The sequence below is a fragment of the Olleya marilimosa CAM030 genome, assembly GCF_000518485.1.
Classification (GTDB): Bacteria; Bacteroidota; Bacteroidia; order Flavobacteriales; family Flavobacteriaceae; genus Olleya; species Olleya marilimosa.
In genome coordinates this window covers 114,242-140,693 of record NZ_JADR01000010.1, presented here as the reverse complement: position 1 = coordinate 140,693, position 26,452 = coordinate 114,242, and the positions used below count along the sequence as shown (strand labels likewise).

The following is a 26,452-nucleotide window of genomic DNA, read 5'->3' as shown; positions in this document are numbered from 1 at the left end:
ATATTTTACGAAAATTTTGATGAATTGGTTCTAAATAAAATTATAATTTAAACCAACCACAATATTGGAGAAATTTCCAAAGGTCAACATGGAATTTATTGAAAAATTATTTAAGTTGTAATTAACGGACAAATCTGATTTAAAATTTGTTTTACTTTTACTTAACGTTTCTAAACCTGTATTAAGTATATCCAACAATAAATCGCCTTCTCCTCCAACCTTATATTCAAAATTTGATGTTGTCAAACCCAACCCTAATGATACGTCAAAATTATTAAAGGTTTTGGACGATATAAGATTAAACCCATACGATTGACCATCTACTTTTATTGCGTTAATCTTACCAATTATTAAATCTGCTACGTTAAAATCTTCGTCAACTGAGTAATTAGAATATGTCCCTAAAAAAGCAAAATTAAAACTACTATTATTTAACACAGCAAACCATTGATTTAGATTGTGCATTACACCAAAACCTAAAGACTTATAGACAGAGCTATTAATTTTTATACTTGGTGCCAACCTGACAATTACATTTGTTTTTTTCCATAAACCAACGCTTGCTTGGACTTGACCATGTTGTACTGTATTGGCATTTATACCTTCTGGTGCATCAAATTCAAAAACCTCATCGTTTATAGAGCCTTCTAAAACTACAATATTATCGTCTCCTAATGCAGATGGTATTAATGATGAACTAGCATTACCTTGAATTCCTATATTTTGAAGCTGTGCTTCATTTACTAAAAAGGCCTTTTGATTATTCGGAATTAACAAAACGTTATATTGCATTGACAACTCTACATCAAATTTATCTTTAGGTTTGACGCTTGTATACCAACCTCCTGAAGCCTGAAATACTGATGCATTTGCTGCTGGAGTGATGTATTGATCTGTTAAAAATATTAAATCTTCGGCTACAGCTTTAACATCTTCAAACTGAGAAAATACTGAATTACAACATATTACAGACACTATTAATAATAGCTTGTATTTAATCATGCTAAGTCAAGGTTAAGTTAAATTTAGGCATAAAAAAAAGGAAACATTTTAATAATGTTTCCTTTGCAATATAAAATTATATTTAATATTTACGCGTCGATGTTTGCGTAAATAGCATTTTTCTCAATAAAATCACGTCTTGGTGGCACTTCGTCACCCATTAACATAGAGAACACACGATCTGCTTCTACACCATTATCGATTTGGATTTGACGTAGCGTTCTAAATTCAGGATTCATTGTTGTGTCCCAAAGTTGTTCTGCATTCATCTCTCCAAGACCTTTATAACGTTGGATTTTTGCTGACTCTCCAAAATCTTTCATAATAGCAATACGCTCTTCATCTGACCAAGCATATTGTTTTTTAGCACCTTTTTTAACTAAATATAAAGGTGGAGTAGCAATGTAAATGTGCCCATTTTCAATTAACTCTTTCATGAATCTAAAGAAGAACGTCAATATAAGTGTTTCAATGTGCGAACCATCAATATCGGCATCACACATGATTACTATTTTATGGTATCTTAATTTAGAAAGGTTTAACGCCTTACTATCTTCTTCGGTACCTATAGTTACACCTAAAGCTGTAAAGATATTTTTAATCTCTTCGTTTTCAAACACTTTATGTGTCATGGCTTTTTCAACATTCAATATCTTACCACGTAAAGGTAAAATGGCTTGAAATGCACGATCACGACCTTGTTTTGCTGTTCCACCTGCCGAATCTCCCTCGACAAGGTAAACCTCACATTTAGATGGGTCTTGTTCTGAACAATCCGATAATTTTCCAGGTAATCCACCTATACTCATTACTGTTTTACGCTGTACCATTTCACGCGCTTTTTGAGCTGCATGCCTTGCTTGTGCTGCAAGAATTACTTTTTGCACAATGGTTTTAGCGTCTTCTGGATGCTCCTCTAAATAATCTGATAACATTTCTGATACTGCCTGACTTACAGATGCAGACACTTCACGGTTACCTAATTTAGTTTTTGTTTGTCCTTCAAATTGTGGCTCTTGTACTTTTACAGATACAATTGCTGTAAGACCTTCACGGAAGTCATCTCCTGCAATATCAAACTTTAATTTGTCCAACATTCCAGACTCGTCAGCATATTTTTTAAGTGTATGCGTTAATCCACGTCTAAAACCTGAAAGGTGTGTACCTCCTTCGTGAGTATTAATATTATTTACGTAAGAGTGTAAGTTTTCTGCATAACTAGTATTATATACCATTGCAACCTCAACAGGCACTCCATTTTTTTCTCCTTCAAAAGAAATCACATCTTTCATTAAAGGCTCTCTGTTTCCGTCTAGAAACTTGATAAACTCTTTAAGACCTTCTTCACTATGAAACGTTTCTCCTTCAAAAGAACCATCTTCTTTAGTAAATCTTTTATCTACTAAATGGATTGTAATTCCTTTGTTTAAGTATGCCAATTCGCGCATTCTACTAGCTAACGTATCATAATTATACTCTAGCGTTTGTGTAAAAATTGTTGAATCTGGTTTAAAAGTTACTGTAGTACCTCTCTTATCTGTATCACCAATTGCTTTTACAGGATATAAAGACTTACCTCTTTCGTATTCTTGTTCCCATATTTTACCGTCTCTATAAACGGTTGCTGTTAGGTGCTCTGATAATGCATTAACACAACTTACACCAACACCGTGAAGTCCTCCAGAAACCTTATAGGAATCTTTATCAAATTTACCTCCAGCACCAATTTTAGTCATTACAACTTCTAATGCAGAAATACCTTCTTTTTTGTGAAGATCAACAGGAATACCACGTCCATCATCTTCTGTAGTGATTGAGTTATCCTCGTTAATTGTTACTGTGATGTTATCACAATGACCAGCTAAAGCTTCGTCAATCGAGTTATCTACAACTTCATATACTAAATGGTGTAAACCACGTACACCAACATCTCCAATATACATAGAAGGACGCATACGTACGTGCTCCATCCCTTCTAGCGCTTGGATACTATCAGCAGAATAATTGTGTTTGTTAAACTCTTCCTTTTTTTCGCTCATATTTATATTGTTTATGATCTATTTCTGTTATTAAGGCATAAAAAAAGATGCGATTAGGCATCCTTTTGAATACAAACAAATATACACAATTAAAAACGTTTTTCAAGTGTATTTAAGCGCTTAGCTTAAAAATTATTAACATTTGTTAATTATTAAAAAAGTGTCTTAAAAGGCTTAAAAACCACTTTAAAATAGATTTTGACAATTTTAATTGTTTCTTTTAAGACCGAAAAACACAAAACCTCGCCTAAGCGAGGTTTTGAAGCTATTATTATATATACTTTCTGCTAATTTTATGCTTAATTATGAAGTAGCATAAGACTTATCATGGACATTTGCTATTGCACGACCACTTGGCTCATTCATGTTTTTAAAAGCCTCATCCCACTCTAACGCAGTTGCTGTACTACAAGCCACACTTGCTTCTTGAGGCACGCTTAAAGCTGCTGCATCACTTGGGAAGTGTTCTTCAAAAATAGAACGATAGTAAAACTCTTCTTTGTTTTGTGGTGTTTGAATTGGGAATCTAAATTTTGCATTAGCCATTTGATCATCTGTTACCGCTTCATTAACCACTTCTTTTAATGTATCTATCCAGCTGTAGCCAACTCCATCGCTAAATTGTTCTTTTTGTCTCCAGGCTACACTTTCTGGTAACATATCCTCAAATGCTTTACGTACGACCCATTTTTCCATACGTTCTCCATTAATCATTTTATCTTGTGGGTTAATACGCATAGCTACATCCATAAACTCTTTATCCAAAAATGGGACACGTCCTTCAATTCCCCAAGCAGCTAAACTTTTGTTTGCTCTTAAACAATCGTACATATGTAATTTATTAAGCTTGCGCACTGTTTCTTCATGAAATTCTTTTGCATTTGGTGCTTTATGAAAGTATAAGTATCCACCAAAAATTTCATCTGCTCCTTCACCTGATAACACCATTTTAATTCCCATAGATTTAATAACTCTTGCCATTAAATACATTGGTGTTGATGATCGGATTGTTGTAATATCATAAGTTTCGATGTTATAAATTACATCCTTAATAGCATCTAAACCTTCTTGAATTGTAAATTTAATTTCATGGTGAACTGTCCCGATATGATCTGCAACTTTTTGTGCTGCAGCTAAATCTGGAGAGCCTTCTAACCCAACAGAAAAGCTATGTAATTGCGGATACCAAGCATCCGACTGGTCATCTGACTCGATGCGTTTTTGTGCGTATTTTTTTGCAATTGCAGAAGTTACAGAACTATCTAATCCACCTGAAAGCAAAACTCCGTAAGGCACATCACTCATTAACTGTCTATGTACAGCAGCTTCTAAAGCTTCTTTAACCTCTGCAATACTCGTTTCGTTATCTTTTACAGCATCATAATCTGCCCAATCTCTGTTATACCATTTTACAAACTCACCATCTTTGCTAGACATATAATGTCCTGGAGGAAATAATTCAATTTTAGTACAAATACCTTCTAAAGCCTTTAATTCTGAAGCTACATAAAATGTTCCGTTTTGATCCCAGCCAATATATAATGGAATAATTCCCATGTGATCACGAGCGATAAAGTATTCATCTTTTTCTACATCATAAATTGCAAATCCAAAAATCCCGTTCATTTCATCCACAAAATCAACACCTTTTTCTTGATATAATGCTAAGATTACTTCGCAGTCACTTTGTGTTTGAAAATCATATTTCCCTTCAAACTGCTTACGCAAATCTCTGTGATTGTATATTTCGCCATTTGCAGCTAAAACCAATTTATTATCAGGACTAAATAAAGGTTGTTTTCCTGAAGCAGGATCAACAATTGCTAAACGTTCATGTGCTAAAATAGCTTTATCATCACTATAAATACCTGACCAATCTGGTCCACGATGACGAATAGTTTTAGACATTTCTAACACTTGAGGTCTTAAATCTTCACTTTTTTGTTTTAGGTCGAAAGCACATACAATTCCACACATAATTTTATATTTTAAATTCTTTAATTCTAATTGATGAAGCAAATATTAGCTTTATGTTTCATAATTAAAACACTAAACGTATTAATGCTTACATATTTATACAAATAAATAATATTATGTTATAAAATATCATTTTTTAGTTAGTTAAAAGTATTCTTAACTTTACAAACTGATAGTTAACCCCAAACCATAATGAGATTATTTGTCCTTTTTTTTATTTTAATAAGCTTAAAACTTACTGCACAAGCTACTTGGCAACCACTACCCAATATTATTTCTAATCCTAACAACCAACGTTTTGACGATGTGTTTTTTTTAGATGATAATTTAGGTTGGGCTGCAAATGGATTTTACGCAGCTGTATATAAAACCACAGATGGTGGTTTAACTTGGTCAGAACAACTAAATCAAACAGATTTAGGCAGTAGTCATTATTTTAGAAATATTGAATTTTTAAATGAAGATGTAGGATTTTTAGGCACTTTAAATGGTCTGTTTTACAAAACCACAGATGGTGGAGTCACGTGGACATCTGTAACTAATATTACACCAAATCCAGTTGCTATTTGCGGATTAGATGCTGTTGGAACCTCTACAATTTATGGTTGTGGTGCTTACTTTAGTCCTGCTTTTATAATTAAATCTTCAGATAGTGGTAACAACTGGACAATTATAGACATGTCTGCTTTTGCTGATGCTTTAGTCGAAATTTATTTTGTAACCGAAAACCTAGGCTATGCTTCAGGAAAAAGTGCAACAGGTGGTGTTATTTTAAAAACCATGGATGGTGGAACTACTTGGACAGAGATATACAACTCTAACATTATTGGAGATTACGTTTGGAAAATACAAATATTAGAAAGTAATACAAATGTAATTTTTGGAGCTGTGGAGTCCACAGCAACTACATTAGGTCAGTTTATTAAGTCTACAGATAGTGGTGCAACTTGGTTTAGTACCAACGCACCAGAAACCCACTTACAAGCAGTTGGATTTACATCCGAAACTCATGGATGGATTGGAGGACACACAACCGGATTTTATGAAACTATTGATGGAGGTGTAACTTGGACTAACTTAAACATTGGCAATAATTTAAATCGAATATTTGTCACCTCATCAGGTCAAGCTTACGCATCTGGCACTACCCTTTATAAATACACAGATCAAACTTTAAATACCGAAGATTTCTCTATACCATCAAAATCGCCACTACAGATTACATTACTAAAAAATCCAGTTGAAAACAATCTTGAATTTTCAATAGATTTTAAAAGTGATGATAATTTATTAATTGAACTTTATGATTCCAACAGTCGTTTTATAAAACAACTATCCAGAGAAATTATTAAAGCTAGTAGTACAGAAAGACATTATAAGTTTCAGGTTACGGACTTAGCAACTGGAATCTATTTCTTAGATTTTCATAATAATAGTGGACGACAAACAATTAAGTTTATCAAACAATAGTTACACTTTTACATGTCCCCAATTTTCGCCAGTTTTAATACGATGTAATTGCATTTCTGAAACTCCAAATTGTCGCGCTAAAATCTTTAATCTAGTGCGTCTATTTGGATCAAAAAGACGCTTTTTGAGTCTAATCACCTCTGTTTCGGTTAACTTAGAGGTTGTTATCACTTTTTTTCTAGTAAGATAATGCGGATTTTTAAATTGATGGATTTCCTTTTCACGTTTAGTTGCCCATTTTAAATTTTCGACTGCATTATTACTTTTATCGTAATCTAAGTGGATCACAAATTTTGCGTCTTCTGGTTTGTTTAAATGGTGTTGTGCAACTAATTTGTGAATATATCTTGCTGTACGTTTACCGTCTTTTTTTAAAACAGGAACTGTACTATACCCATTAATAGGATATTGTTTTTCTATCAAAACATCTACGCCATCTTCAACTTTTATAAGTCGTCCATAGTTAGATATTTTAAAAATCATTTTATCAGAAACATTGTCATCAAATTGGACAGGTTTCCATTTTTCGTTGTAAAAATTTCTAATCATAATGTAAAGTTTATAAGGATTACTTACGCTATGATTAATAGCTATATCACAAAAATACAACTATTTTACGGAATATTAAGATACTTGTGGGTTTGTAGCGATACTTTCCATTTTGGATTAGCCATTACGTAATCTACAATCATTGGTATCATTGTATCACGCTTGCTCCACTCTGGTTGTAAATATAAAATACAATCTTTGTTTACTTTGGCTGCTTGCGCTTCAGCAAATTTAAAATCATCTTTATTATAAATAATACACTTTAACTCGTGTGCTTTATCATAAACACCTTGAGTAGGCAGTTTCATTTTTTTTGGTGACAAGCAAATCCAATCCCATTGACCAGTTAACTCGTAAGCTCCTGAGGTTTCAATATGAATTTTACAACCTTCAGCTTTAAGCTTATTTGTTAAGGCTGTCATATCCCATGTTAATGGTTCTCCTCCTGTTACAACTACAGTATCGCTATACTTTTTAGCATTAGCAACAATAACATCTGTACTAGTTGGAGGATGTAAATCGGCATTCCAACTTTCTTTAACATCACACCAATGACAACCAACATCGCAACCACCAATTCTTATAAAATAAGCAGCTGTTCCTTTATGATATCCTTCTCCTTGAATGGTGTAAAACTCCTCCATTAAAGGCAACATTAATCCTTTGTTAACTAAATCTTGTGTCTCTTGCTTCATAGCTTGCAAATATAATCTTATCTAACGGAAAATTTAAGCATTTAAAGTTGAAAGTTTTCAATGATTTGCGCTAAGATTAGTATTTTTACATCAAATTTTTTTAGAATGAGTAGACAAGACGAATTTTTCAATCACATCATAGAAGGAAACACTTGTAAAGGCGATTACATCACATTAGGTTCGGCTATGTTAGATGGTCAAACCATAAAAGATGCTTTTGTAAACGTACCATTAAAAACTATGAACAGACATGGTTTAATAGCTGGTGCAACTGGAACAGGAAAAACAAAAACACTTCAAGTGTTGGCAGAAAACCTTAGTGACAAAGGGATTCCGGTCTTGCTTATGGATATAAAAGGAGATTTAAGTGGTATTGCACAACCTAGTCCAGGACATGCTAAAATTGACGAACGTCATGCTAAAATAGGCTTACCGTTTGAAGCCAAAGGATTTCCTGTAGAAATCATGAGCTTATCCGAACAAAATGGTGTAAGATTACGTGCTACTGTTAGCGAGTTTGGCCCTGTATTGTTATCTAGAATTTTGGATCTTACAGACACACAATCTGGCGTTGTAGCAGTAATTTTTAAATATTGTGACGACAACAAATTGCCTTTATTAGATTTAAAAGATTTTAAAAAAATATTACAATACTGCACTAACGAAGGTAAAGAAGAGTTTCAGGACGAGTATGGTCGCATCTCGTCTGCTTCAACAGGAGCAATTTTAAGAAAGGTTATCGAAATTGAGCAACAAGGTGGCGATTTATTTTTTGGCGAAAAAAGTTTTGAGGTAGAAGATTTACTACGCACCACTAGAGATGGTCGTGGTTACATAAACATTATTAGACTTACAGATATACAAGACAGACCAAAATTATTCTCGACATTTATGTTAAGTTTATTGGCCGAAATATATGAGACTTTACCAGAACAAGGTGACTCTGGAAAACCAGAATTAATCATGTTTATAGACGAAGCGCATTTGATTTTTAACGAAGCTTCAAAAGCCTTATTAAATCAAATAGAAAGCATTGTTAAACTAATACGTAGTAAAGGTGTTGGTTTATACTTTGTAACACAAAATCCAACAGATGTACCAGAAGGTGTATTAAGCCAATTAGGGTTAAAAATCCAACATGCTTTACGTGCGTTTACTGCAAAAGACAGAAAAGCTATTAAGCTAACAGCACAAAATTATCCAGACACAGCGTATTATGACACTGCAGATGTATTAACCTCATTAGGTACTGGAGAAGCGTTAGTGTCTGCTTTAGACGAAAAAGGAAGACCAACACCATTAGCTGCCACAATGATGCGTGCACCAATGAGTAGAATGGATGTGTTAACAGACGTCGAGTTGCAAAACCTATTGGACGATTCTAAGTTAGTTTTAAAATATAACGAAACTATAGATCGTGAAAGTGCTTATGAACTTTTAAATAAAAAAATAGAAACTGCTGAAGCGTTACAGCTTGAAGAAGATAAAAAGGCCGAAAAAGAAAAAGCCGAAAAACAATCTAGATCAACAACCACTAGAAGACGTAGCACTGCTCAAAACCCAATTATTAAAGTATTAACAAGTGCTACATTTATTAGAAGCGTTTTTGGAATTTTAAAACGCGTGATGAAATAATCAATTTAAAAACAGAATAACAAACAAAATAATTTCGCTTAAGCGAAAACAAAACCCACATAACCTCAATGAAAAAAACAATAGTAACCTTAGGTCTTTTAGCTGTGCTAGTAACGTCATGTAACAAAGCTGCAGATCCATATTTAGTGCAGAACCAAAATATTGGATTATTAACAGACTCTACTCAAGTCAAAGATTTAAAAACTATCTTTATAAACGACTCAGTAATAAGTCCAATTGCTGGAGACGAGTTTACAGGTGCTTTAAATACTATTGAAATTTATGAAAAAGGAGGCAAACACCTATTAAGCTTAACGCCAAAACAAGCATTAGACTCTACTGCAACAATCGCTAGTATTAAAATAAAAGACTCAAGATTTAAAACAGACAAAGGGATAACTAGCAACAGTACGTTTGGAGATATTAAAGCAAAGTATACAATAACAAGCATTCAGAATTCATTTAAAAGCGCATCTATTTTTGTTAAAGAAACTGATGCCTTTTTCTTAATTGATAAAAATGAATTACCGTCAGAGTTTAGATTTGATATGACCAAAAAAATAGAAGAAGCTAACATACCAGAAACCGCTAAGATTAAACACTTTATTTTAGGTTGGTAGGTTTTAGATAATATGGAGTTCAAGAATATAAAAAAAAGAAAAGCAGATATTTTATCTGCTGTACTTTGGATGGCATTTGGATTGTCTTTCTTTTTAATTGATAATCAGAAAAACCAAACTTTACAACTATTAGCCATACCAATGGTGCTTTTTTATTTGTATTCTTATTTTTTGGATAAAAGAAATTTATATAAAATAGAAAACGATACTATTAAAACCGTTGGTTTATTTGTTAAATCTTTTAATTTAAAAGAATTAAATAGAGTTAATCGAAATGATTTTGGATTAAAATTAGTATCAGATAATCAAAATGATTTTTTAATTGACGGAAGATTATTATCTATTCAGGACTTTAAAACTATTGAAGACATTATAGTTAAATATGAGTCTAAGATTTAAGACATTTATCAAAGTAATAGTAACTGATTAGGCTATTTAAACTATAAATTCAGGTTAATATTTTTGATACTAATCTTAATTATTGCATATTAAATACTTATGCAAAGTAATTTACATAATTTTTTAAAATGAAAAACAAAAAATATAAAATCCAAAACAGCCCATTTGTTGTACCTACAACTGATGGTAAAGTTATTGAAGAACACTTTGGGTTAGCCACAGATGGTAATAAAGATATTAGCATAGCACATATGATTGCTCCAGCAGGTTGGAGTGAGCCTTTTCAAACACCAGCGTTTGATGAGTACACTTATATTATTAAAGGTAAAAAACAGTTTATTATTGAAGGTGAAGAAATAATCCTTGAAGCTGGACAATCCATTAAAATTGAAAAAAATACTCGTGTACAATACTCCAATCCTTTTACAATTGCTTGCGAGTATATTGCAATTTGTACTCCAGCATTTTCAATGGATTTGGTAAACAGAGAAGACTAAAAAAAATGAAAAAGAAAATCGCAAAAGTACTTCCTAAAATAATTGGTAACGGTTTAAATGCGGTTAGTTATGTTGCACCTAAATTTGCTAGCACAAAAGCATTAGACATTTTTGCAACACCTAGACAAGGACGTTTTAAAGACAAACATCAACCGTTTTTAAATACAGCTAACCAAAACACTTTAAACTACCAAGACCACACTATACAAACTTACCATTGGGTAGGTACAAAAAAAACCATCTTACTTGCACATGGTTGGGAAAGCAATACTTTTAGATGGAAAAAATTAGTCGAAGCTTTACAAGATTTAGATTACAATGTGGTGTCTTTAGATGGTCCTGCTCACGGTAAATCTAGTGGTACGCAGTTTAATGCTATTTTGTATTCCGAGTTTTTAAATGTTGTTGCAAAACATTACAAGGCTAACGTAATTGTTGGCCATTCGGTTGGTGGAATGGCATCTGTGTTTTTTCAACATAAATATCAAAATGACGCTTTACAAAAAATGATTTTACTTGGCGCACCTTCAGAGTTTACAAATGTTTTTAAAAACTATGTTAACATGTTAGGATTTAATAAACGCATTGAAAATGGACTAAATCAGCTAGTTTTAGAACGTTTTAATTATATGCCTTCACATTTTTCGGCAGCTAAATTTTCAAAAGAAATTAATTTAGAAGGACTTATCATCCACGATAAAGGTGATAAGATTATACAATATGATGAGGCTGAGCTAATTTCATCTAACTTTAAAAATTCAACATTACTAACTACAGATGGTTTTGGTCATGGATTACGTGACGATAGCGTAAACAAAGCTGTTATTAATTTTATTAAAGCGTAATATATTTTGGAAGAAAAATTAACAAGACTCAATAAATACCTTAGCGAAGCTGGTTTTTGCTCGCGTCGTGAAGGTGATAAATTAATTGACGCTGGACGTGTTACAATTAATGGCGTTGTGCCAGAAATGGGTACAAAAGTAAGTCCAAATGATGTTGTTGCTGTAGATGGTGAAATTATTAAAAACAATACTGACAAGCCAATTTACTTAGCTTTTAACAAACCTGTAGGTATTGTTTGTACTACAGATACCTCTGTTGAAAAAGACAATATTATAGATTACATAAACTATCCCAAACGTATTTTTCCTATTGGTCGTTTAGATAAGTTAAGTGATGGATTAATTTTTATGACTGACGATGGTGATATTGTAAACAAAATTTTACGTGCTAGTAACAATCACGACAAAGAGTATATTGTTACTGTAGACAAACCAATATCACAAACCTTTATAAACAGAATGGCAAGTGGTATTTATCTAGAAGATTTAGATCGTACGACTAAAAAATGTTCGGTTAAAAAAATAGACTCGCATACCTTCAGGATTATTTTGACACAAGGTTTAAATAGGCAGATTAGACGTATGTGCGAATATTTAACTTATGAAGTCACTTCATTAAGACGTGTTAGAATCATGAATATTAAGTTGGATGTTCCTGTTGGAGAATACAGAGAGTTTACAGAAAAAGAGCTAAAAACATTGCACTTGCTTTTAGAGGATTCGACCAAGATACACGAAGCTAAAACAGCAAAAGACAGTCTCTCTAGATCTAGTAAACCTGTTAAAGACACACCAACTAAAGACAGAGTCAAACCAAAAGATCAACCTAATAGAGAATCGTTTAAAGGAGAGCGACCTAATCGTGAGCGACCAATTAGAAACAGACGCAAAGACCATTAAATAATGAGTACAGTATCACCTTTTCATTTAGCCATTCCTGTTTACAACCTAGAGGAGTGTCGTCTGTTTTACAGAGATGTTTTAAACTGCAAAGAAGGAAGAAGTAGCGACCATTGGGTAGACTTTAACTTTTTTGGCCACCAATTAGTAATTCATTATAAAGCTAAAACTAACGACGTTGAAGCTGCTAACCAAGTGGATGGTAAACACGTACCAGTACCACATTTTGGTGTGGTTTTAGATTGGGACGCTTTCGCGGAATTTGAAGCGCATTTAAAAAATAAAAATATTCAGTTTATTATTGAACCTTATGTTAGATTTGAAGGTTTAGTTGGCGAGCAAAAAACAATGTTTTTTAAAGACCCTTCTGGTAATGCTTTAGAGTTTAAAACATTTAGAGATCAGTCACAGTTGTTTGCAAAGTAACTTTCACTGGTTCTAGGCAAACCCAACTAGTATTATAAAATTTAGACCTTACAGATTTTAAAAACTGTGAGGTCTTTTTTTAATTATTGAAGTGGTTAGTATTTTAAGTCCAAACAAAATATTCGATTTTTGTTATAAATCCAGACTCGTTTGTTTCTAAAACAAATGCACAACAATCACCAGACAGTTTAGTGAATATAATAGATTTTGTACCATCATTATTATTTCTAATTTAAAGTGGACTTCCTAAAATAGAATAGTGATTATTTATACTTATGCTAATACTTTTTATTTCAATAGTATCCGTTTTTAAATAGAATAACTCGGGATTAAATTCATCTGAGTTTATATTAGTAAAAACAAATTCTAAATCTGAATTAACTAATACTTTTTTGTTCCTTCTCCATTTGAATCATCATTATTGTCAATAAAAGTAATATTAGGGCCCAATATGTTTGTTAACAACGTCTCATTTCCATTAGTGTTTTTAATATCAGTAAATAATACATCACTAATTTCTATTGATTCAAATTCCTCGATAGTCAGTTCATTGTTTTGTGCTACACCATATTGTGTGCCCATAATCAATAGTTATATAAATAATTTTTCATTTTAAGTAATATTAATATATGTTGTTATTGTTGTTTTCTGTCTTAAAATATTTATTAGACCAAAAAAAAGGTAAGTAAATAAGCAAAAACAATGGTAATAAAGCTAATTGGACTACAATTACATAGTTTGGCCAATCACCCAACAAATCCAGTACTGATCCAGAAAGTGGTTTATTATTTAAATAAGAATAGTTGGCATCCAACAGGTAGTTAATTACCATAATTATTAAAACATAAACCTGCAGTACTACAAAAGATTTAAATACACTTTTAAATTTTGGTCGCATTTTTAAGACCACTATAGCATAGGCTATAATAGTTAAAAGTCCAAGATGAACAATCCAATACCTTATATAATCATAACTAGGAAAACCTACCTCAATATCTGGTGTAATAACGCCTTGAGATGTACCTACTATAGTCCAAAAAAATAAGATTTCGAAGAGTAAAAACCGTCTTGTAAAAGTGAATATAAAAATAAACAAAGCCATAAAGCTACATAAAAACAAGGGTAAATCTGTTTGTAAACTATAACCACCTTGTCCAATTTTATACAAGTGAAAAATAGCCATAAAACCAGACACAAAAATACCTAAGCCTTTAAACACTTTAAACTTTAGATGATCTGATTGTGTTTTGATTAGATAAAATAAAAACCAACACAAAATAATAGCCCCAATTATTGGTAGAAGATGCTCTAAACTTCCAAACTGAACACGAGATAGTATTTGCATAAAAAAACCTGAAATGATTAATTTCAGGTTTAAAAATAAGTAATTAATTTTTATTAGATTTTCTGTGACGTTCTCTAGCTAATAAGGTGTTTTTTAATAACATGGCTATAGTCATTGGTCCTACTCCACCAGGAACAGGTGTGATGTGACTAGCTTTTTTACTAACATTTTCAAAATCAACATCACCAGTAATACGGTAACCTCTTTCTTTAGTGTCGTCAGGTACTCTAGTAATACCTACATCAATAATAACAGCATCATCTTTTACCATTTCTGCTTTTAAAAAGTTTGGTACACCTAACGCAGAAATTATAATGTCTGCTTGACTTGTAATTTGTGTAATATTTTTAGTGTGACTATGTGTTAAGGTTACTGTACTGTTACCAGGAAACCCTTTACGACCCATTAAAATACTCATTGGTCTTCCTACAATATGAGAACGACCAATAACCACTGTGTGCTTACCTTTAGTGTCTACGTTATATCTATCTAATAGCTCTAAAATACCAAATGGTGTTGCTGGAATAAAGGTAGACATGTCTAATGCCATTTTACCAAAATTCATTGGATGAAACCCATCCACATCCTTATCTGGATGCACAGCCATTAATACCTTTTGTGTATCTATTTGGTCTGGTAATGGCAACTGAATAATAAAGCCATCAATATCAGGATTATTATTAAGCTCGTCAATTTTATCTAACAATTCAACTTCACTGGTTGTATTAGACAATCTAACCATTGTAGACTCAAACCCTACACGCTCGCAAGCTCTAACTTTACTACCAACGTAAGTCAAACTTGCACCATCGTTACCTACTATTACAGCAGCAAGATGTGGCACTTTCTCGCCATTAGCTTTCATCTTATCGACTTCAGCTTTGATTTCGTTTTTAATGTCGTTACTAACTTTTTTTCCGTCTAGAATTGTCATTGTTGGTTGCTTTGTGTTTTGAATTTATTGTAAATAAAAAAACATGAGTTACCTCATGTTTTTCATAGCTTGCATCATTGCTTTTCCTTTTCCTCCTTGCATCATTTTCATCATCTTGCTCATCTGATTAAATTGCTTAAGTAATTGGTTTACTTCCTGTACAGAAGTACCTGATCCTTTACCAATTCGTTTTTTACGACTTGCATCGATAATAGAAGGATTTGTTCTTTCTTTTACAGTCATGGAATGGATAATGGCTTCAATACCTTTAAAGGCATCGTCGTCTATATCTATATCTTTCATCATTTTTCCAGCACCAGGAATCATTCCAATAAGGTCTTTCATGTTACCCATTTTCTTGATTTGCTGAATTTGCTTTAAGAAGTCGTCAAAACCAAATTGATTTTTAGCGATTTTCTTTTGTAATTTTCTAGCTTCTACCTCATCAAATTGTTCCTGAGCACGCTCTACTAAAGATACAACATCTCCCATTCCAAGAATACGATCTGCCATACGAGAAGGATAGAATACATCAATCGCTTCCATCTTCTCTCCTGTACCAATAAACTTAATTGGTTTATTTACTACAGATTTAATAGATATTGCTGCTCCACCACGTGTATCACCATCTAATTTGGTTAAAATAACACCATCAAAGTTTAAGACATCATTAAAGGCTTTTGCTGTATTTACAGCATCTTGACCAGTCATAGAGTCTACTACAAATAATGTTTCTTGTGGTTGAATGGCTTTGTGAATGTTAGAAATTTCTTTCATCATCGCTTCATCCACAGCTAAACGACCAGCTGTATCAATTATAACGACGTTATGTCCATTTTGCTTTGCATGTGCAATACCTGCTTGTGCAATAGCTACTGGATCTGTGTTTCCTTTATCACTATAAACATCAACTTTTATTTGATCTCCTACAACATGTAATTGATCAACAGCTGCTGGACGATAAACGTCACAGGCTACTAATAAAGGTTTTTTAGTTTTTTTGGTTTTTAAAAAGTTGGCTAATTTACCTGAAAAAGTAGTTTTACCAGACCCTTGTAAACCAGACATTAATATAATAGTTGGCGTACCAGACATGTTAATGCCTTCTACATCTCCTCCCATTAGCTCAGTTAATTCGTCTTTAACGATTTTAACCATTAATTGTCCTGGTTGTAACGTTGTTAATACGTTTTGACCTAGTGCTTTTTCTTTTACTTTATTAGTAAATTCTTTAGCAATTTTAAAGTTAACATCGGCATCTAAAAGTGCTCTACGTACTTCTTTTAGGGTTTCAGCAACGTTTACTTCTGTAATGCTACCATGTCCTTTTAGTACGTGTAACGCTTTATCTAACTTTTCGCTTAAATTATTAAACATAATTTTTTCTGTTTTTAAGAAGCACAAAAATAGCAATTTGAAGCGTATTTACGAAGTTTCATATATAAATAATTCCATAAAAAAAGGCTACCAAAATTAGCAACCTTTTAAACATGATAATAATTAACTTAACTAAAACTAAATTTTTAATAGTACGACTGTTTAATGACTATCTTATTTTTTTTGATTATTTAATTATGTACAGTCTTCAACCGTTACATCTTTTGTAAATATTTGATATATATCAGGATTACTATACTGCTCAACCCTAACATAAATGGTTTGTGGATTTGTAACATTTGTAAAGGTCGACACCAATGGATTGACGTTGTTAGCAGCATCTTCATAAGATATATGATAACTAACACCAACAATACTTTGATTGCAGTCTTGATAAAATCCGTCTAAATTAAAAGTTACTATTAAATCGTCATCATCATCACAGACTGTGTAAGTCATATCTTCAAAACAACTAAATGGATTTGAATTACAACTTTGGATAAATATCAACACTGAATCATTTTGTTCTAAAACTAATTGTTCTGATTCACATTGTACAACTTCCCATTGTCCATTATAATTGTCCAATCCATTTATGGTAATAAATACATAAACATTACCATCTATAGTCGTAATATCCCAAACACCATTAAATAACAAATCCCCTTCGTATAAAATAGTAATGTTATTGTCTTCCAGAAAATTAAAATGAGTTAAGTAAGGTGAAAATCCATTTATTGTTGGTAATTGGTTACAATCCATTAAATAATTAACTACATCTGTTTGGGTACAATTACTTATATTATTACAGCTATTACCTTCTAGGGTAATACTAGTTTGTAACGCTTGATTAGAATTTACTTCTATTTGTTGCTGATCAGGCAAAACTATTGTGATTGGAAAGTTTAAACTAGCTACAATAGAGGTGTCTAAAGTTTGTAAAAATAAATATAATGCGTCATCATTATTTATAGTTACGACATCTGTTAACTGAAAATCTGCATCATAAATAGAAACAGTCAATGGATATTCAAAATCCAAGCAATTGATGTCTTCATCCAATGCAATTGCGCTAATTAAATTAAACAAAGTAGAATTATATTCTAGTGTTTCACTTTGTTGATCAACGCTATTTACAGTTTCATTTTGACAATTAAAAAACAAGCCAAACACTAGTAATAATCCAAAAAGAGGTTGTTTAATTTTCATTGATATTACATTTTTAATACACTAGTAGTCAGCATATGTTTAACATGGTTTCAAATATAAAACAGTTGTTTATTTAAAATTCCTACCTGATTTTCAAAAAAAATAGTTCTATTTTGTAGTACTTTAAAAAAATTATGTCAAAACAGTTATATAAAAATATTTGTGATAAATCCCGATTCGAGGCATTTTTTAAAAAGCACGCTAAAAGCTTACATAGCTTTTTATATTACAAATTTGGAGACCGTTTAAATCCCGAAGATAAAACCCAAGAAGCTTTTATAAAGCTCTGGGAAAATTGTAAAAAAGTAAGTCCAGATAAAGCTAAAAGTTATGTATTTACAATTGCAAATAACTTAATGCTAAATGAGGTTGCACACCAAAAAGTAGTCCTAAAACACCAACAAACAAAAACGACACATCAGACCAATTTATCTCCAGAATTTTTAATGGAGGAAGATGAATACCGTCAAAAACTAGAACAAGCAATTGCTAATTTAACTGAAGCACAACGGGTTGCCTTTTTAATGAATCGTGTGGAAGGTAAACGCTTTAAAGAAATAGCTACACTTTTGGACATTAGCACTAAAGCTGTAGAAAAACGTATTTATGGTGCTTTAAAAAAATTAAGACAAGACATTGATGAGTTATAAATTTTATTTTATGGACATGTGGGTAGGAATTTTCCGGATAGTCTTGTTATATAATTGAATAAAGGTTATGAATAAAGAAGTACTAATATTAAAATGGTTGGACAACGACCTATCACCTGAAGAACTTGAAGCTTTTAAAGCGCTTGAGGACTATGAGGCTATAATTAAGTTATCTAACTACAGTAAGGGTTTTAAAGCACCAGAGTTTAATACGGACGAGGCTTTACAAACCGTCCTTACTAACATTAAAAAACAACCCAATAGACAAACTAATTGGTTATCTCCATTACTTAAAATAGCAGCTATTTTAGCTATTTGTTTTGGAGCCTATTATTATACCACAACTTTAGACACTACTATCAATACACATTACGCAGAAAAGTCATTAATCCAACTTCCTGACCACTCTGAAGTTAATTTAAATGCGTTATCTAAAATCACCTATAATCCAAAACAATGGACAGACAATACACGCAGTCTTAAATTGGAAGGCGAAGCCTTTTTTAAAGTTAAAAAAGGAAGCACCTTTAATGTTGTTACAACATCAGGAATAGTAACCGTTGTTGGAACAGAATTTAATGTTAAGCAACGTCAAAATTATTTTGAAGTTACCTGCTATGAAGGCATGGTTAATGTGACTTTTAACAGTGCTGAAACCAAATTAAAAGCAGGAGACTCCTTTTTAATAATTAATAATAAGCCTATTGAGCGGTTAACTTTAAGTGCAAAAAAACCAGATTGGTTAAACAATGTAAGTAGTTTTATTAGCGTACCTTTAAGCGAAGTTTTAGATGAGTTTGAAAGACAGTATAATGTAAAGATTGATGCTAAAACGATTAAACAAGACGAATTGTTTTCGGGTAAGTTTACACACAATGACATTAATATTGCATTACAGTCCATAACACAACCACTACAATTACGCTATAAAAAAGTTAACAAAACCATTATTTTAACGCGTGAATAAATCGTTAAAAAAGACCCTATTATTAATTATTGCATTAGCCTTTAGCTTTTCTTTTTATGCCCAAAATAAAAAATTTCCTTTATTAGATGTCCTATCTACAATAGAGTATCAGTATAAAGTTAGTTTTTCTTATGCAGACAAAGTAATTAAGGGTGTTTTTGTGACGTTTGACAGTAAAGATTCTCTGGATGATATGTTATCAAAAATAGAAATCGAAACTGACATAAAATTCAACAAATTAGACGACCATTTTATTACCGTTACAGGCAATATAAATGGTTTTTCTTTTCAAAAATTAGACGAAATTACTATCTCTAATTACTTAACCACTGGTATTGACAAAAACAAATCTGGTCATATAACCATATCACCAAAATCCTTTGAAATTTTACCTGGTTTAATTGAACCTGATATATTACAAACCATTCAAGCCATACCTGGTGTTTTAAGTGTAGATGAAACGGTATCTAACATTAATGTTAGAGGAGGAACGCATGATCAAAACCTTATTTTATATGATGGAATAAAAATGTATCAATCCGGACACTTTTTTGGTCTAATATCTGCCTTTAACCCATATTTAACCAAACATGTAGCTGTTATAAAAAACGGAACAAGCGCACGTTTTGGTGACGGAATTAGCAGCATGATTGACATGAAATTATCGGATAATATAGATGCCGATTTTAGCGCTGGAATAGGCATAAATATGATTACTGCAGATGGTTTTGCTATTATACCCTTAACATCAAAAACACAATTACAATTAGCAACACGTCGTGCTATTACAGACGTATTAAACACACCAACTTACAACCAATATTTTAAACGCGTCTTTCAAGACTCTGAAGTGTCAGACACAGAAAATTCTTTTACAGATAATCAAACTTTTAGGTTTAGTGACATTTCATTAAAACTATTACACGATATTACTGAAAAAGATAAATTACGTTTTACATTACTAAATGTATTTAATCAATTAGATTTTGAAGAGTCCTCTAATACTGATGCTTCACAAAACAATAGCAATCAACTTAAGCAACAAAACAGAGCATCTGCTATACAGTATGAGCGCTTTTGGAATAATAAATTTAATACCACAATTAAAGGGTATTACTCTAATTACGATTTAAGATCCTCGGATTATAATATGGCAAATAACCAACGATTAATACAAGAAAATAAAGTTGTTGACAATGGGTTTAATATTGATGCTAATTATAATTTTAATAACGCCTTTACAATTAATGGAGGTTATCAATTTAATGAAGTTTCGGTAAGCAATTTAGAAGAAACAAATGACCCATTTTTAAATATAAACTTAAAGCGAATCTTAACAGCACATAGTGTATACGCTGAAACGGTATTACAATCCAAAAATAAAAATTCTTTAATCAAACTAGGGTTTCGTCATAATTACTTCAAAAACTTTAAAATAGGTGTTTTAGAACCAAGGTTACATATTAGTCAACGCTTTTTAAAAAATTTTAGAGCCGAACTTTCTGGGGAATACAAAAGTCAAACCACATCACAGTTAATAGATTTACAAAACGACTTTTTAGGTGTAGAAAATCGTCGATGGGTTTTAGCTAACAATAATACCATTCCAATTCAAAAAAGCAAGCAGTTAGGTTTAGGCATAACTTATAATAAAAACAAATTATTATTAAGTATTGAAGGCTATTACAAAACGGTTAATGGAGTAACTACCCGAAGTCAGGGCTTACAAAACCAATACCAATTTATAAATGTTAATGGAGGTTATGATGTTAAGGGTATTGATGTATTAATTAATAAACAAATTAACCAATTTAGTACATGGATAGGTTATAGTTATAGTAATAATAATTATACGTTTAAAGACTTAAACAACAGCAACGCTTTCCCTAGTAATTTTGATATAAAACATCAAATTAATTATGGTAGCACTTATAGTTGGCAACAACTAAAATTAGCTTTTGGTGTCAATTGGCATTCTGGTAAACCCTACACTCAAGTCAATGACAATACGCCAATTATTAATAACACTATTAATTATAATGCTCCAAACAGTAGTAGGTTAAGCTCCTATATTAGAGCAGACTTATCTGCAACTTATCAATTTAAATTAGGCGAAAATAATGCAGTTGTTGGAGCTTCAGTTTGGAATATTCTTAACAGAGAAAATATACTTAACACCTATTATACTATTGATAGTAATCAAGTCAATACAATTGAAAACACTTCATTAGGATTAACACCAAATGTTAGTTTTAGAGTTACATTTTAGTTTGACTTTCTGATAAAAATCCTATAATTTCGTTAACTCTTATAATAGTCTCCATATTATCCTGAGGCTAAACATATTATAAAAACATACAGATATTAAATCAATTATGGAACATTTAAAAAATAGAAAAGCAATAATTACAGGAGGAAGTAAAGGTTTAGGTAAAGCTACAGCAATTGCCTTTGCTAAGGAAGGTATTGATGTTGCTATTACTGGAAGAAATGAAGCTGACTTACAAGAAACCGTAACCCAATTAAAAGCTTTAGGTGTTAATGCAATTTACGCTGTTTTTGACGTAGGTAATTACGAGGCTGTTAAAACCGGAATCAAAACTATTATAGACCAATTAGGAAAAGTAGACATTTTAGTTAACAATGCAGGAATAGCTGCTTTTGGATCTTTAAATGACATGGAGGTTGACCAATGGAGTAAAATTATTCAAACCAACGTTATGGGAATGTATTACGTCACTAAAGAGGTTTTACCATATTTAATAAATCAAAACGAAGGAGATATTATTAATATATCATCAACTGCTGGATTAAATGGTAACGCTAACACGTCTGCCTATTCTGCATCAAAATTTGCTGTGATTGGTATGTCTGAGTCCTTAATGAAAGAGGTTAGAAAAAATAACATTAGAGTTTGTACTTTGACACCAAGTACTATAGCTTCAGACATGTCTATTAACTTAGGCATTGCAGATAAAAACTCTGAAGATAGTGTATTACAACCTGATGATTTTGCCGAATTAATTGTAGCTGGATTAAAATTACCTAGAAGAGCAATGCTTAAAAGTGCTGCGTTATGGTCTACAAATCCATAATATCTATTTTATTAAAAATAAAAAAAGCCTCTTTTAATTAAAGAGGCTTTTTGTTTATAAATATCGTCTTTTAATCCCTAATTAAAGGCATTGTGCTGCATCTTAGTAAACCTTCTTGTTTTGCTATTTCAGCATAAGGTACTTCTTCAACTGTAAACCCTTTTTCTCGCAACCAAGTATTAAGTCTAGTAAAGTTTTTTTCTGAAATTATAACGTCTTCAGAGATACTAAATATGTTACTATTCATGTTAAACATTTCTTCTTTAGTAATTATAAAACAATTCTCTTTTCCGAAGTAATTTAACAACCATTCATACTCAGTTTCATCTCTAAATCCCTCTTTATGTAAAATCGCTTTATTAGTTCCTATAGGCTGGAAACAACAGTCTAAATGCAAGGCATTGTCATATGGATTTGTTTGTGATTTATTTAAATCAAAACTTTTAATTTTTTTATGCGGAAATTGTTGTGTTATATAATCAACACCTGCTTGATTTGTTCTGGCTACGATGTAGTCTGAATAATCATCACCTCTATAAGTCCCAATGAAGATATAGTCGTTGCATAGCATTACGTCTCCTCCTTCAATGTGCACTTCCTCTGGTGGACGTATCACTTTTTTAGGATCTATTGTATCAATTAAATATTGAATAGCATCAAGTTCGTTTTCTCTTTCAGGAAGGATGTTAGCTTTTACAAACACATCATCAATTACAAAAGCAATATCTCTAGCAAAAATCTGATTACAATCCTTTATTAATTCTGGTCTGTAAACTTTAACATCGTATTTTTCAAAAATTTTAGCAACCGACTCCATTTCATTGACCATATCTGCTTCAATTGGGTAAGTACCTGCTTTGATATGTAAATAAGATTTTGGGTCGTATGCTTCTTCTAGTTTTGGTGTTGGACCATTACTAACTGCTGTTCCTAAAACGACTGCTCTTAATCTAGAGGTTTCGTTTTTTACGTTTAGTTTTAACATAAAGTAAAGATATAAAAAAGCTCCATAATAATTTATGAAGCTTTTTTTATATTAATAATTGAAATCTATCTTTCAGAAATTGATTTGAAAGATCTTAAATTTTCTCCAATATATATTTGTCTTGGACGTCCAATTGGCTCCTTACGGTTACGCATTTCTTTCCATTGTGCAATCCAACCTGGTAAACGTCCTAAAGCAAACATTACTGTAAACATCTCTGTTGGGATTCCCATACCTCTATAAATAATACCAGAATAGAAATCTACGTTTGGATATAACTTACGATCTACAAAATATGGATCACTTAAAGCTTCTTCAGCTAATCCTTTAGCAATGTCTAATACAGGATCTTCAATTCCTAAATCTCCTAATACTTCATCAGCAGCTTTTTTAATAATTTTTGCTCTTGGATCAAAGTTTTTGTAAACTCTGTGTCCAAAGCCCATTAAACGGAAAGGATCTTCTTTGTCCTTAGCTTTAGCCATATACTTTTTAGTATCTCCACCATCTTCTTTAATAGCTTCTAGCATTTCTAATACTGCTTGGTTTGCTCCACCATGTAATGGTCCCCAAAGTGCTGAAATACCTGAAGATAAAGAAGCAAATAAACCTGCGTGAGATGATCCTACTATTCTAACTGTAGATGTAGAACAGTTTTGCTCATGATCTGCATGTAAAATTAATAACTTATCTAAAGCATTAACTAAGATTGGGTTTTGAGTATACTCTTGATTAGGTTTTTTAAACATCATTTTTAGGATGTTTTCAACATATCCTAAATTGTCATCTCCATAATCTAATGGTAAACCTTTTTGCTTACGCATTGTCCATGCTACTAACACCGGAAATTTACCCATTATTTTACATACAGTTTTGTACATATCCTCCTCTGAGTCTACGTTTACTGATGATGGGTTAAACGCTGTTAATGCACTTGTTAAAGAAGAAAGAACACCCATTGGATGTGCTGACTTAGGGAATGCATCTAAAATTTTCTTTACATCGTCATCAACAACAGACTGCTCCTTAATATCATTTTCAAATTTATTAAGTTGCTCTTTAGTTGGTAATTCACCAAAAATTAATAAAAACGCTACTTCAAGGAAATCCGCTTTTTCAGCTAATTCTTCAATAGAATAACCTCTGTATCTTAAAATTCCTTTTTCTCCATCTAAAAAAGTAATAGCACTCTCACATGATCCTGTATTTTTGTATCCTGGATCAATAGTTGTCACACCACCTGTAACAGCTCTAAGATTTTTAATATCTATTCCTATTTCATTTTCAGTACCTACAATTAAGGGAAATTCATGTTTTTCTCCATTAATTTCAAGCGTTGCTTTATTTGACATGTATATTGATTTATTGTATGTTTATTTAGAATTGTAAATTTACAAAAACTATAACGATTTAGAAAGGGTATTTATAATGGTTTTAACAATTTTAATATAGGTTTAATTTATATAGATGATTTAAATAAAAAAAGCCTTTCAACTAACGCTGAAAGGCTTTGTATTTGTGATAGTAAAACACCTATCTTTTTATTTTGAATGCTTTATCTTTTGGATAATATGCAACATCTCCTAACTCTTCTTCAATACGAAGTAATTGGTTGTATTTAGCCATACGATCACTACGAGATGCAGATCCTGTTTTAATCTGTCCACAATTAAGTGCTACAGCTAAATCTGCAATTGTATTATCCTCAGTCTCTCCTGATCTATGAGACATTACTGAAGTATAACCTGCGTTATGTGCCATATTTACAGCAGCAATAGTTTCGGTTAATGTACCAATTTGATTTACTTTAATTAAGATAGAATTAGCAATATCTTCTTTAATTCCTCTTGATAATCTTTCTACGTTAGTAACAAATAAATCATCACCTACTAATTGCACTTTATCTCCAACTTGTTCAGTTAAATATTTCCATCCTTCCCAGTCATTTTCATCCATACCATCTTCAATAGAAATAATTGGATAGTTTCTTGATAATTCTGCTAAGTAATCTGCTTGCTCTTTACTTGAACGTACTTTACCAGTTTCGCCTTCAAATTTAGAATAATCGTAGTTTCCGTTTACATAAAATTCTGCAGCAGCACAATCCAATGCAATCATTACGTCATCTCCAAGCGTATATCCTGCATTTTTAACAGCTATAGCTATAGTGTCTAAAGCATCCTCTGTACCATCTAATGTTGGCGCAAATCCACCTTCATCTCCAACAGCTGTACTTAAACCTCTGTCGTGTAATACCTTTTTAAGGTTGTGAAAAATTTCAGTTCCCATTTGTAACGCATGAGAAAAGTTTTTGGCTTTAACTGGCATAACCATAAACTCTTGAAATGCGATTGGTGCATCACTATGTGATCCTCCATTAATAATATTCATCATTGGGACTGGTAATGTATTAGCACTAACACCTCCAATGTATCTATATAATGGCATACCTAATTCTGCAGCAGCAGCTTTAGCCACAGCTAAAGATACTCCTAAAATAGCATTAGCACCTAACTTAGATTTATTAGGTGTTCCGTCTATTTTACACATTAGTGTATCTACATAATTTTGTTCAAAAACATTAACTCCTAAAAGTTCTTCAGCTAGAATATTATTAACGTTATCTACAGCTTTACTAACTCCTTTACCCATGTATTTAGGTCCTCCATCACGTAATTCTACAGCTTCATGTTCTCCTGTTGAAGCTCCAGAAGGGACTGCTGCTCTACCAACATAACCATTTTCTGTTTCAACATCTACTTCTACCGTTGGATTACCTCTGGAATCAAAAATTTGTCTTGCGTGAACATTAATTATAATACTCATATGTGTGTGA

Annotated in this window: 25 protein-coding genes; 12 read left to right on the top strand and 13 right to left on the bottom strand. The window is 32.0% G+C overall.

Features of this window, described 5'->3' with window-relative positions:
* Positions 1-30 precede the first annotated feature (30 nt).
* The 3 genes from M890_RS0112820 to asnB form a co-directional block, all read right to left on the bottom strand.
* On the bottom strand, positions 31-1,002 hold the full coding sequence (locus M890_RS0112820; protein WP_028283921.1) for a DUF6588 family protein: 972 nt from the start codon (positions 1,000-1,002) through the stop codon (positions 31-33).
* Positions 1,003-1,091: 89 nt separating this feature from the next.
* On the bottom strand, positions 1,092-3,041 hold the full coding sequence (gene gyrB, locus M890_RS0112815; RefSeq protein WP_028283920.1) for a DNA topoisomerase (ATP-hydrolyzing) subunit B: 1,950 nt from the start codon (positions 3,039-3,041) through the stop codon (positions 1,092-1,094).
* Between the two features lie 303 nt (positions 3,042-3,344).
* Entirely contained in the window at positions 3,345-5,018 is a 1,674-nt protein-coding gene (gene asnB, locus M890_RS0112810) for an asparagine synthase B (protein WP_028283919.1), read from the bottom strand.
* 192 nt (positions 5,019-5,210) lie between these two features.
* Here asnB and M890_RS0112805 point away from each other — a divergent pair, with 192 nt between their 5' ends.
* A complete protein-coding gene (locus M890_RS0112805; protein ID WP_028283918.1) occupies positions 5,211-6,488 on the top strand; it encodes a YCF48-related protein in 1,278 nt (425 codons plus the stop codon).
* Here the strand turns inward: M890_RS0112805 and M890_RS0112800 are convergent, their stop codons facing one another.
* Together M890_RS0112800 and M890_RS0112795 are read right to left on the bottom strand one after the other, a co-directional pair.
* Positions 6,489-7,037: an HNH endonuclease gene (locus tag M890_RS0112800; RefSeq protein WP_028283917.1), complete on the bottom strand. Its 549-nt coding sequence runs from the start codon at positions 7,035-7,037 to the stop codon at positions 6,489-6,491. It lies immediately after the preceding gene.
* Between the two features lie 65 nt (positions 7,038-7,102).
* Entirely contained in the window at positions 7,103-7,732 is a 630-nt protein-coding gene (locus M890_RS0112795) for a 7-carboxy-7-deazaguanine synthase QueE (RefSeq protein WP_028283916.1), read from the bottom strand.
* A gap of 105 nt (positions 7,733-7,837) precedes the next feature.
* Between M890_RS0112795 and M890_RS0112790 the strand changes: the two genes are divergently transcribed.
* From M890_RS0112790 to M890_RS0112760, 7 genes are all read left to right on the top strand, one after another.
* Positions 7,838-9,367, top strand: a complete 1,530-nt coding sequence (locus M890_RS0112790) for a helicase HerA-like domain-containing protein (RefSeq protein WP_028283915.1) — start codon at positions 7,838-7,840, stop codon at positions 9,365-9,367.
* A gap of 68 nt (positions 9,368-9,435) precedes the next feature.
* A complete protein-coding gene (locus tag M890_RS0112785; RefSeq protein ID WP_028283914.1) occupies positions 9,436-9,987 on the top strand; it encodes a hypothetical protein in 552 nt (183 codons plus the stop codon).
* A 12-nt stretch (positions 9,988-9,999) separates the two neighbouring features.
* Positions 10,000-10,386: a hypothetical protein gene (locus M890_RS0112780; RefSeq protein WP_028283913.1), complete on the top strand. Its 387-nt coding sequence runs from the start codon at positions 10,000-10,002 to the stop codon at positions 10,384-10,386.
* Positions 10,387-10,514: 128 nt separating this feature from the next.
* Complete coding sequence (locus M890_RS0112775) at positions 10,515-10,883, top strand: cupin domain-containing protein (protein WP_028283912.1); 369 nt, start codon at positions 10,515-10,517, stop codon at positions 10,881-10,883.
* 5 nt (positions 10,884-10,888) lie between these two features.
* Positions 10,889-11,728, top strand: a complete 840-nt coding sequence (locus M890_RS0112770) for an alpha/beta hydrolase (protein WP_036597572.1) — start codon at positions 10,889-10,891, stop codon at positions 11,726-11,728.
* A gap of 6 nt (positions 11,729-11,734) precedes the next feature.
* A complete protein-coding gene (rluF, locus tag M890_RS16155; RefSeq protein WP_084553676.1) occupies positions 11,735-12,628 on the top strand; it encodes a 23S rRNA pseudouridine(2604) synthase RluF in 894 nt (297 codons plus the stop codon).
* A 3-nt stretch (positions 12,629-12,631) separates the two neighbouring features.
* The gene (locus tag M890_RS0112760) at positions 12,632-13,054 is read left to right on the top strand and encodes a VOC family protein (protein ID WP_028283910.1); all 423 of its coding nucleotides are present in this window, start codon (positions 12,632-12,634) and stop codon (positions 13,052-13,054) included.
* Between the two features lie 381 nt (positions 13,055-13,435).
* Here the strand turns inward: M890_RS0112760 and M890_RS0112755 are convergent, their stop codons facing one another.
* The 5 genes from M890_RS0112755 to M890_RS0112735 all read right to left on the bottom strand — a co-directional run bounded on the left by M890_RS0112755 (position 13,436) and on the right by M890_RS0112735 (position 17,919).
* Positions 13,436-13,636, bottom strand: coding sequence for a hypothetical protein (locus M890_RS0112755; RefSeq protein WP_028283909.1), 201 nt, complete (start codon positions 13,634-13,636; stop codon positions 13,436-13,438).
* Between the two features lie 40 nt (positions 13,637-13,676).
* Positions 13,677-14,399 (bottom strand): YwaF family protein, encoded by a 723-nt coding sequence (locus M890_RS0112750; RefSeq protein WP_036597569.1) that lies wholly within the window; start codon positions 14,397-14,399, stop codon positions 13,677-13,679.
* A gap of 43 nt (positions 14,400-14,442) precedes the next feature.
* Positions 14,443-15,333, bottom strand: coding sequence for a bifunctional 5,10-methylenetetrahydrofolate dehydrogenase/5,10-methenyltetrahydrofolate cyclohydrolase (locus tag M890_RS0112745; protein ID WP_028283907.1), 891 nt, complete (start codon positions 15,331-15,333; stop codon positions 14,443-14,445).
* Between the two features lie 48 nt (positions 15,334-15,381).
* On the bottom strand, positions 15,382-16,710 hold the full coding sequence (ffh, locus tag M890_RS0112740) for a signal recognition particle protein (RefSeq protein ID WP_028283906.1): 1,329 nt from the start codon (positions 16,708-16,710) through the stop codon (positions 15,382-15,384).
* A gap of 195 nt (positions 16,711-16,905) precedes the next feature.
* Positions 16,906-17,919: an FIDD domain-containing protein gene (locus M890_RS0112735; protein ID WP_028283905.1), complete on the bottom strand. Its 1,014-nt coding sequence runs from the start codon at positions 17,917-17,919 to the stop codon at positions 16,906-16,908.
* A gap of 134 nt (positions 17,920-18,053) precedes the next feature.
* On the opposite strand from M890_RS0112735, the gene M890_RS0112730 reads away from it, so the two are divergent.
* From M890_RS0112730 to M890_RS0112715, 4 genes are all read left to right on the top strand, one after another.
* A complete protein-coding gene (locus tag M890_RS0112730; RefSeq protein WP_028283904.1) occupies positions 18,054-18,569 on the top strand; it encodes an RNA polymerase sigma factor in 516 nt (171 codons plus the stop codon).
* A gap of 67 nt (positions 18,570-18,636) precedes the next feature.
* Positions 18,637-19,536 (top strand): FecR family protein, encoded by a 900-nt coding sequence (locus M890_RS0112725; RefSeq protein ID WP_028283903.1) that lies wholly within the window; start codon positions 18,637-18,639, stop codon positions 19,534-19,536.
* A complete protein-coding gene (locus tag M890_RS0112720; protein ID WP_028283902.1) occupies positions 19,529-21,805 on the top strand; it encodes a TonB-dependent receptor domain-containing protein in 2,277 nt (758 codons plus the stop codon). The genes M890_RS0112725 and M890_RS0112720 overlap by 8 nt, the downstream gene beginning before the upstream one ends.
* Before the next feature lie 106 nt (positions 21,806-21,911).
* Positions 21,912-22,631 (top strand): 3-ketoacyl-ACP reductase, encoded by a 720-nt coding sequence (locus M890_RS0112715; RefSeq protein ID WP_028283901.1) that lies wholly within the window; start codon positions 21,912-21,914, stop codon positions 22,629-22,631.
* Between the two features lie 70 nt (positions 22,632-22,701).
* Here M890_RS0112715 and M890_RS0112710 read toward each other — a convergent pair whose 3' ends face one another.
* The 3 genes from M890_RS0112710 to eno form a co-directional block, all read right to left on the bottom strand.
* Complete coding sequence (locus tag M890_RS0112710) at positions 22,702-23,616, bottom strand: dimethylarginine dimethylaminohydrolase family protein (RefSeq protein ID WP_028283900.1); 915 nt, start codon at positions 23,614-23,616, stop codon at positions 22,702-22,704.
* A 65-nt stretch (positions 23,617-23,681) separates the two neighbouring features.
* A complete protein-coding gene (locus tag M890_RS0112705; protein WP_028283899.1) occupies positions 23,682-24,968 on the bottom strand; it encodes a citrate synthase in 1,287 nt (428 codons plus the stop codon).
* 181 nt (positions 24,969-25,149) lie between these two features.
* Positions 25,150-26,442, bottom strand: a complete 1,293-nt coding sequence (eno, locus tag M890_RS0112700) for a phosphopyruvate hydratase (protein ID WP_028283898.1) — start codon at positions 26,440-26,442, stop codon at positions 25,150-25,152.
* Positions 26,443-26,452 lie beyond the last annotated feature (10 nt).

Coding starts and splice junctions, on each gene's coding strand:
- M890_RS0112750 (WP_036597569.1), bottom strand. CDS start 14,399: ATGCAAATACTATCTCGTGTTCAGTTTGGAAGTTTAGAGCATCTTCTA.
- M890_RS0112790 (WP_028283915.1), top strand. CDS start 7,838: ATGAGTAGACAAGACGAATTTTTCAATCACATCATAGAAGGAAACACT.
- M890_RS0112795 (WP_028283916.1), bottom strand. CDS start 7,732: ATGAAGCAAGAGACACAAGATTTAGTTAACAAAGGATTAATGTTGCCT.
- M890_RS0112705 (WP_028283899.1), bottom strand. CDS start 24,968: ATGTCAAATAAAGCAACGCTTGAAATTAATGGAGAAAAACATGAATTT.
- M890_RS0112775 (WP_028283912.1), top strand. CDS start 10,515: ATGAAAAACAAAAAATATAAAATCCAAAACAGCCCATTTGTTGTACCT.
- M890_RS0112820 (WP_028283921.1), bottom strand. CDS start 1,002: ATGATTAAATACAAGCTATTATTAATAGTGTCTGTAATATGTTGTAAT.
- M890_RS0112780 (WP_028283913.1), top strand. CDS start 10,000: ATGGAGTTCAAGAATATAAAAAAAAGAAAAGCAGATATTTTATCTGCT.
- asnB (WP_028283919.1), bottom strand. CDS start 5,018: ATGTGTGGAATTGTATGTGCTTTCGACCTAAAACAAAAAAGTGAAGAT.
- ffh (WP_028283906.1), bottom strand. CDS start 16,710: ATGTTTAATAATTTAAGCGAAAAGTTAGATAAAGCGTTACACGTACTA.
- M890_RS0112760 (WP_028283910.1), top strand. CDS start 12,632: ATGAGTACAGTATCACCTTTTCATTTAGCCATTCCTGTTTACAACCTA.
- M890_RS0112805 (WP_028283918.1), top strand. CDS start 5,211: ATGAGATTATTTGTCCTTTTTTTTATTTTAATAAGCTTAAAACTTACT.
- M890_RS0112770 (WP_036597572.1), top strand. CDS start 10,889: ATGAAAAAGAAAATCGCAAAAGTACTTCCTAAAATAATTGGTAACGGT.
- M890_RS0112710 (WP_028283900.1), bottom strand. CDS start 23,616: ATGTTAAAACTAAACGTAAAAAACGAAACCTCTAGATTAAGAGCAGTC.
- M890_RS0112800 (WP_028283917.1), bottom strand. CDS start 7,037: ATGATTAGAAATTTTTACAACGAAAAATGGAAACCTGTCCAATTTGAT.
- M890_RS0112730 (WP_028283904.1), top strand. CDS start 18,054: ATGTCAAAACAGTTATATAAAAATATTTGTGATAAATCCCGATTCGAG.
- M890_RS0112755 (WP_028283909.1), bottom strand. CDS start 13,636: ATGGGCACACAATATGGTGTAGCACAAAACAATGAACTGACTATCGAG.
- M890_RS0112785 (WP_028283914.1), top strand. CDS start 9,436: ATGAAAAAAACAATAGTAACCTTAGGTCTTTTAGCTGTGCTAGTAACG.
- M890_RS0112735 (WP_028283905.1), bottom strand. CDS start 17,919: ATGAAAATTAAACAACCTCTTTTTGGATTATTACTAGTGTTTGGCTTG.
- M890_RS0112715 (WP_028283901.1), top strand. CDS start 21,912: ATGGAACATTTAAAAAATAGAAAAGCAATAATTACAGGAGGAAGTAAA.
- M890_RS0112725 (WP_028283903.1), top strand. CDS start 18,637: ATGAATAAAGAAGTACTAATATTAAAATGGTTGGACAACGACCTATCA.
- eno (WP_028283898.1), bottom strand. CDS start 26,442: ATGAGTATTATAATTAATGTTCACGCAAGACAAATTTTTGATTCCAGA.
- M890_RS0112745 (WP_028283907.1), bottom strand. CDS start 15,333: ATGACAATTCTAGACGGAAAAAAAGTTAGTAACGACATTAAAAACGAA.
- gyrB (WP_028283920.1), bottom strand. CDS start 3,041: ATGAGCGAAAAAAAGGAAGAGTTTAACAAACACAATTATTCTGCTGAT.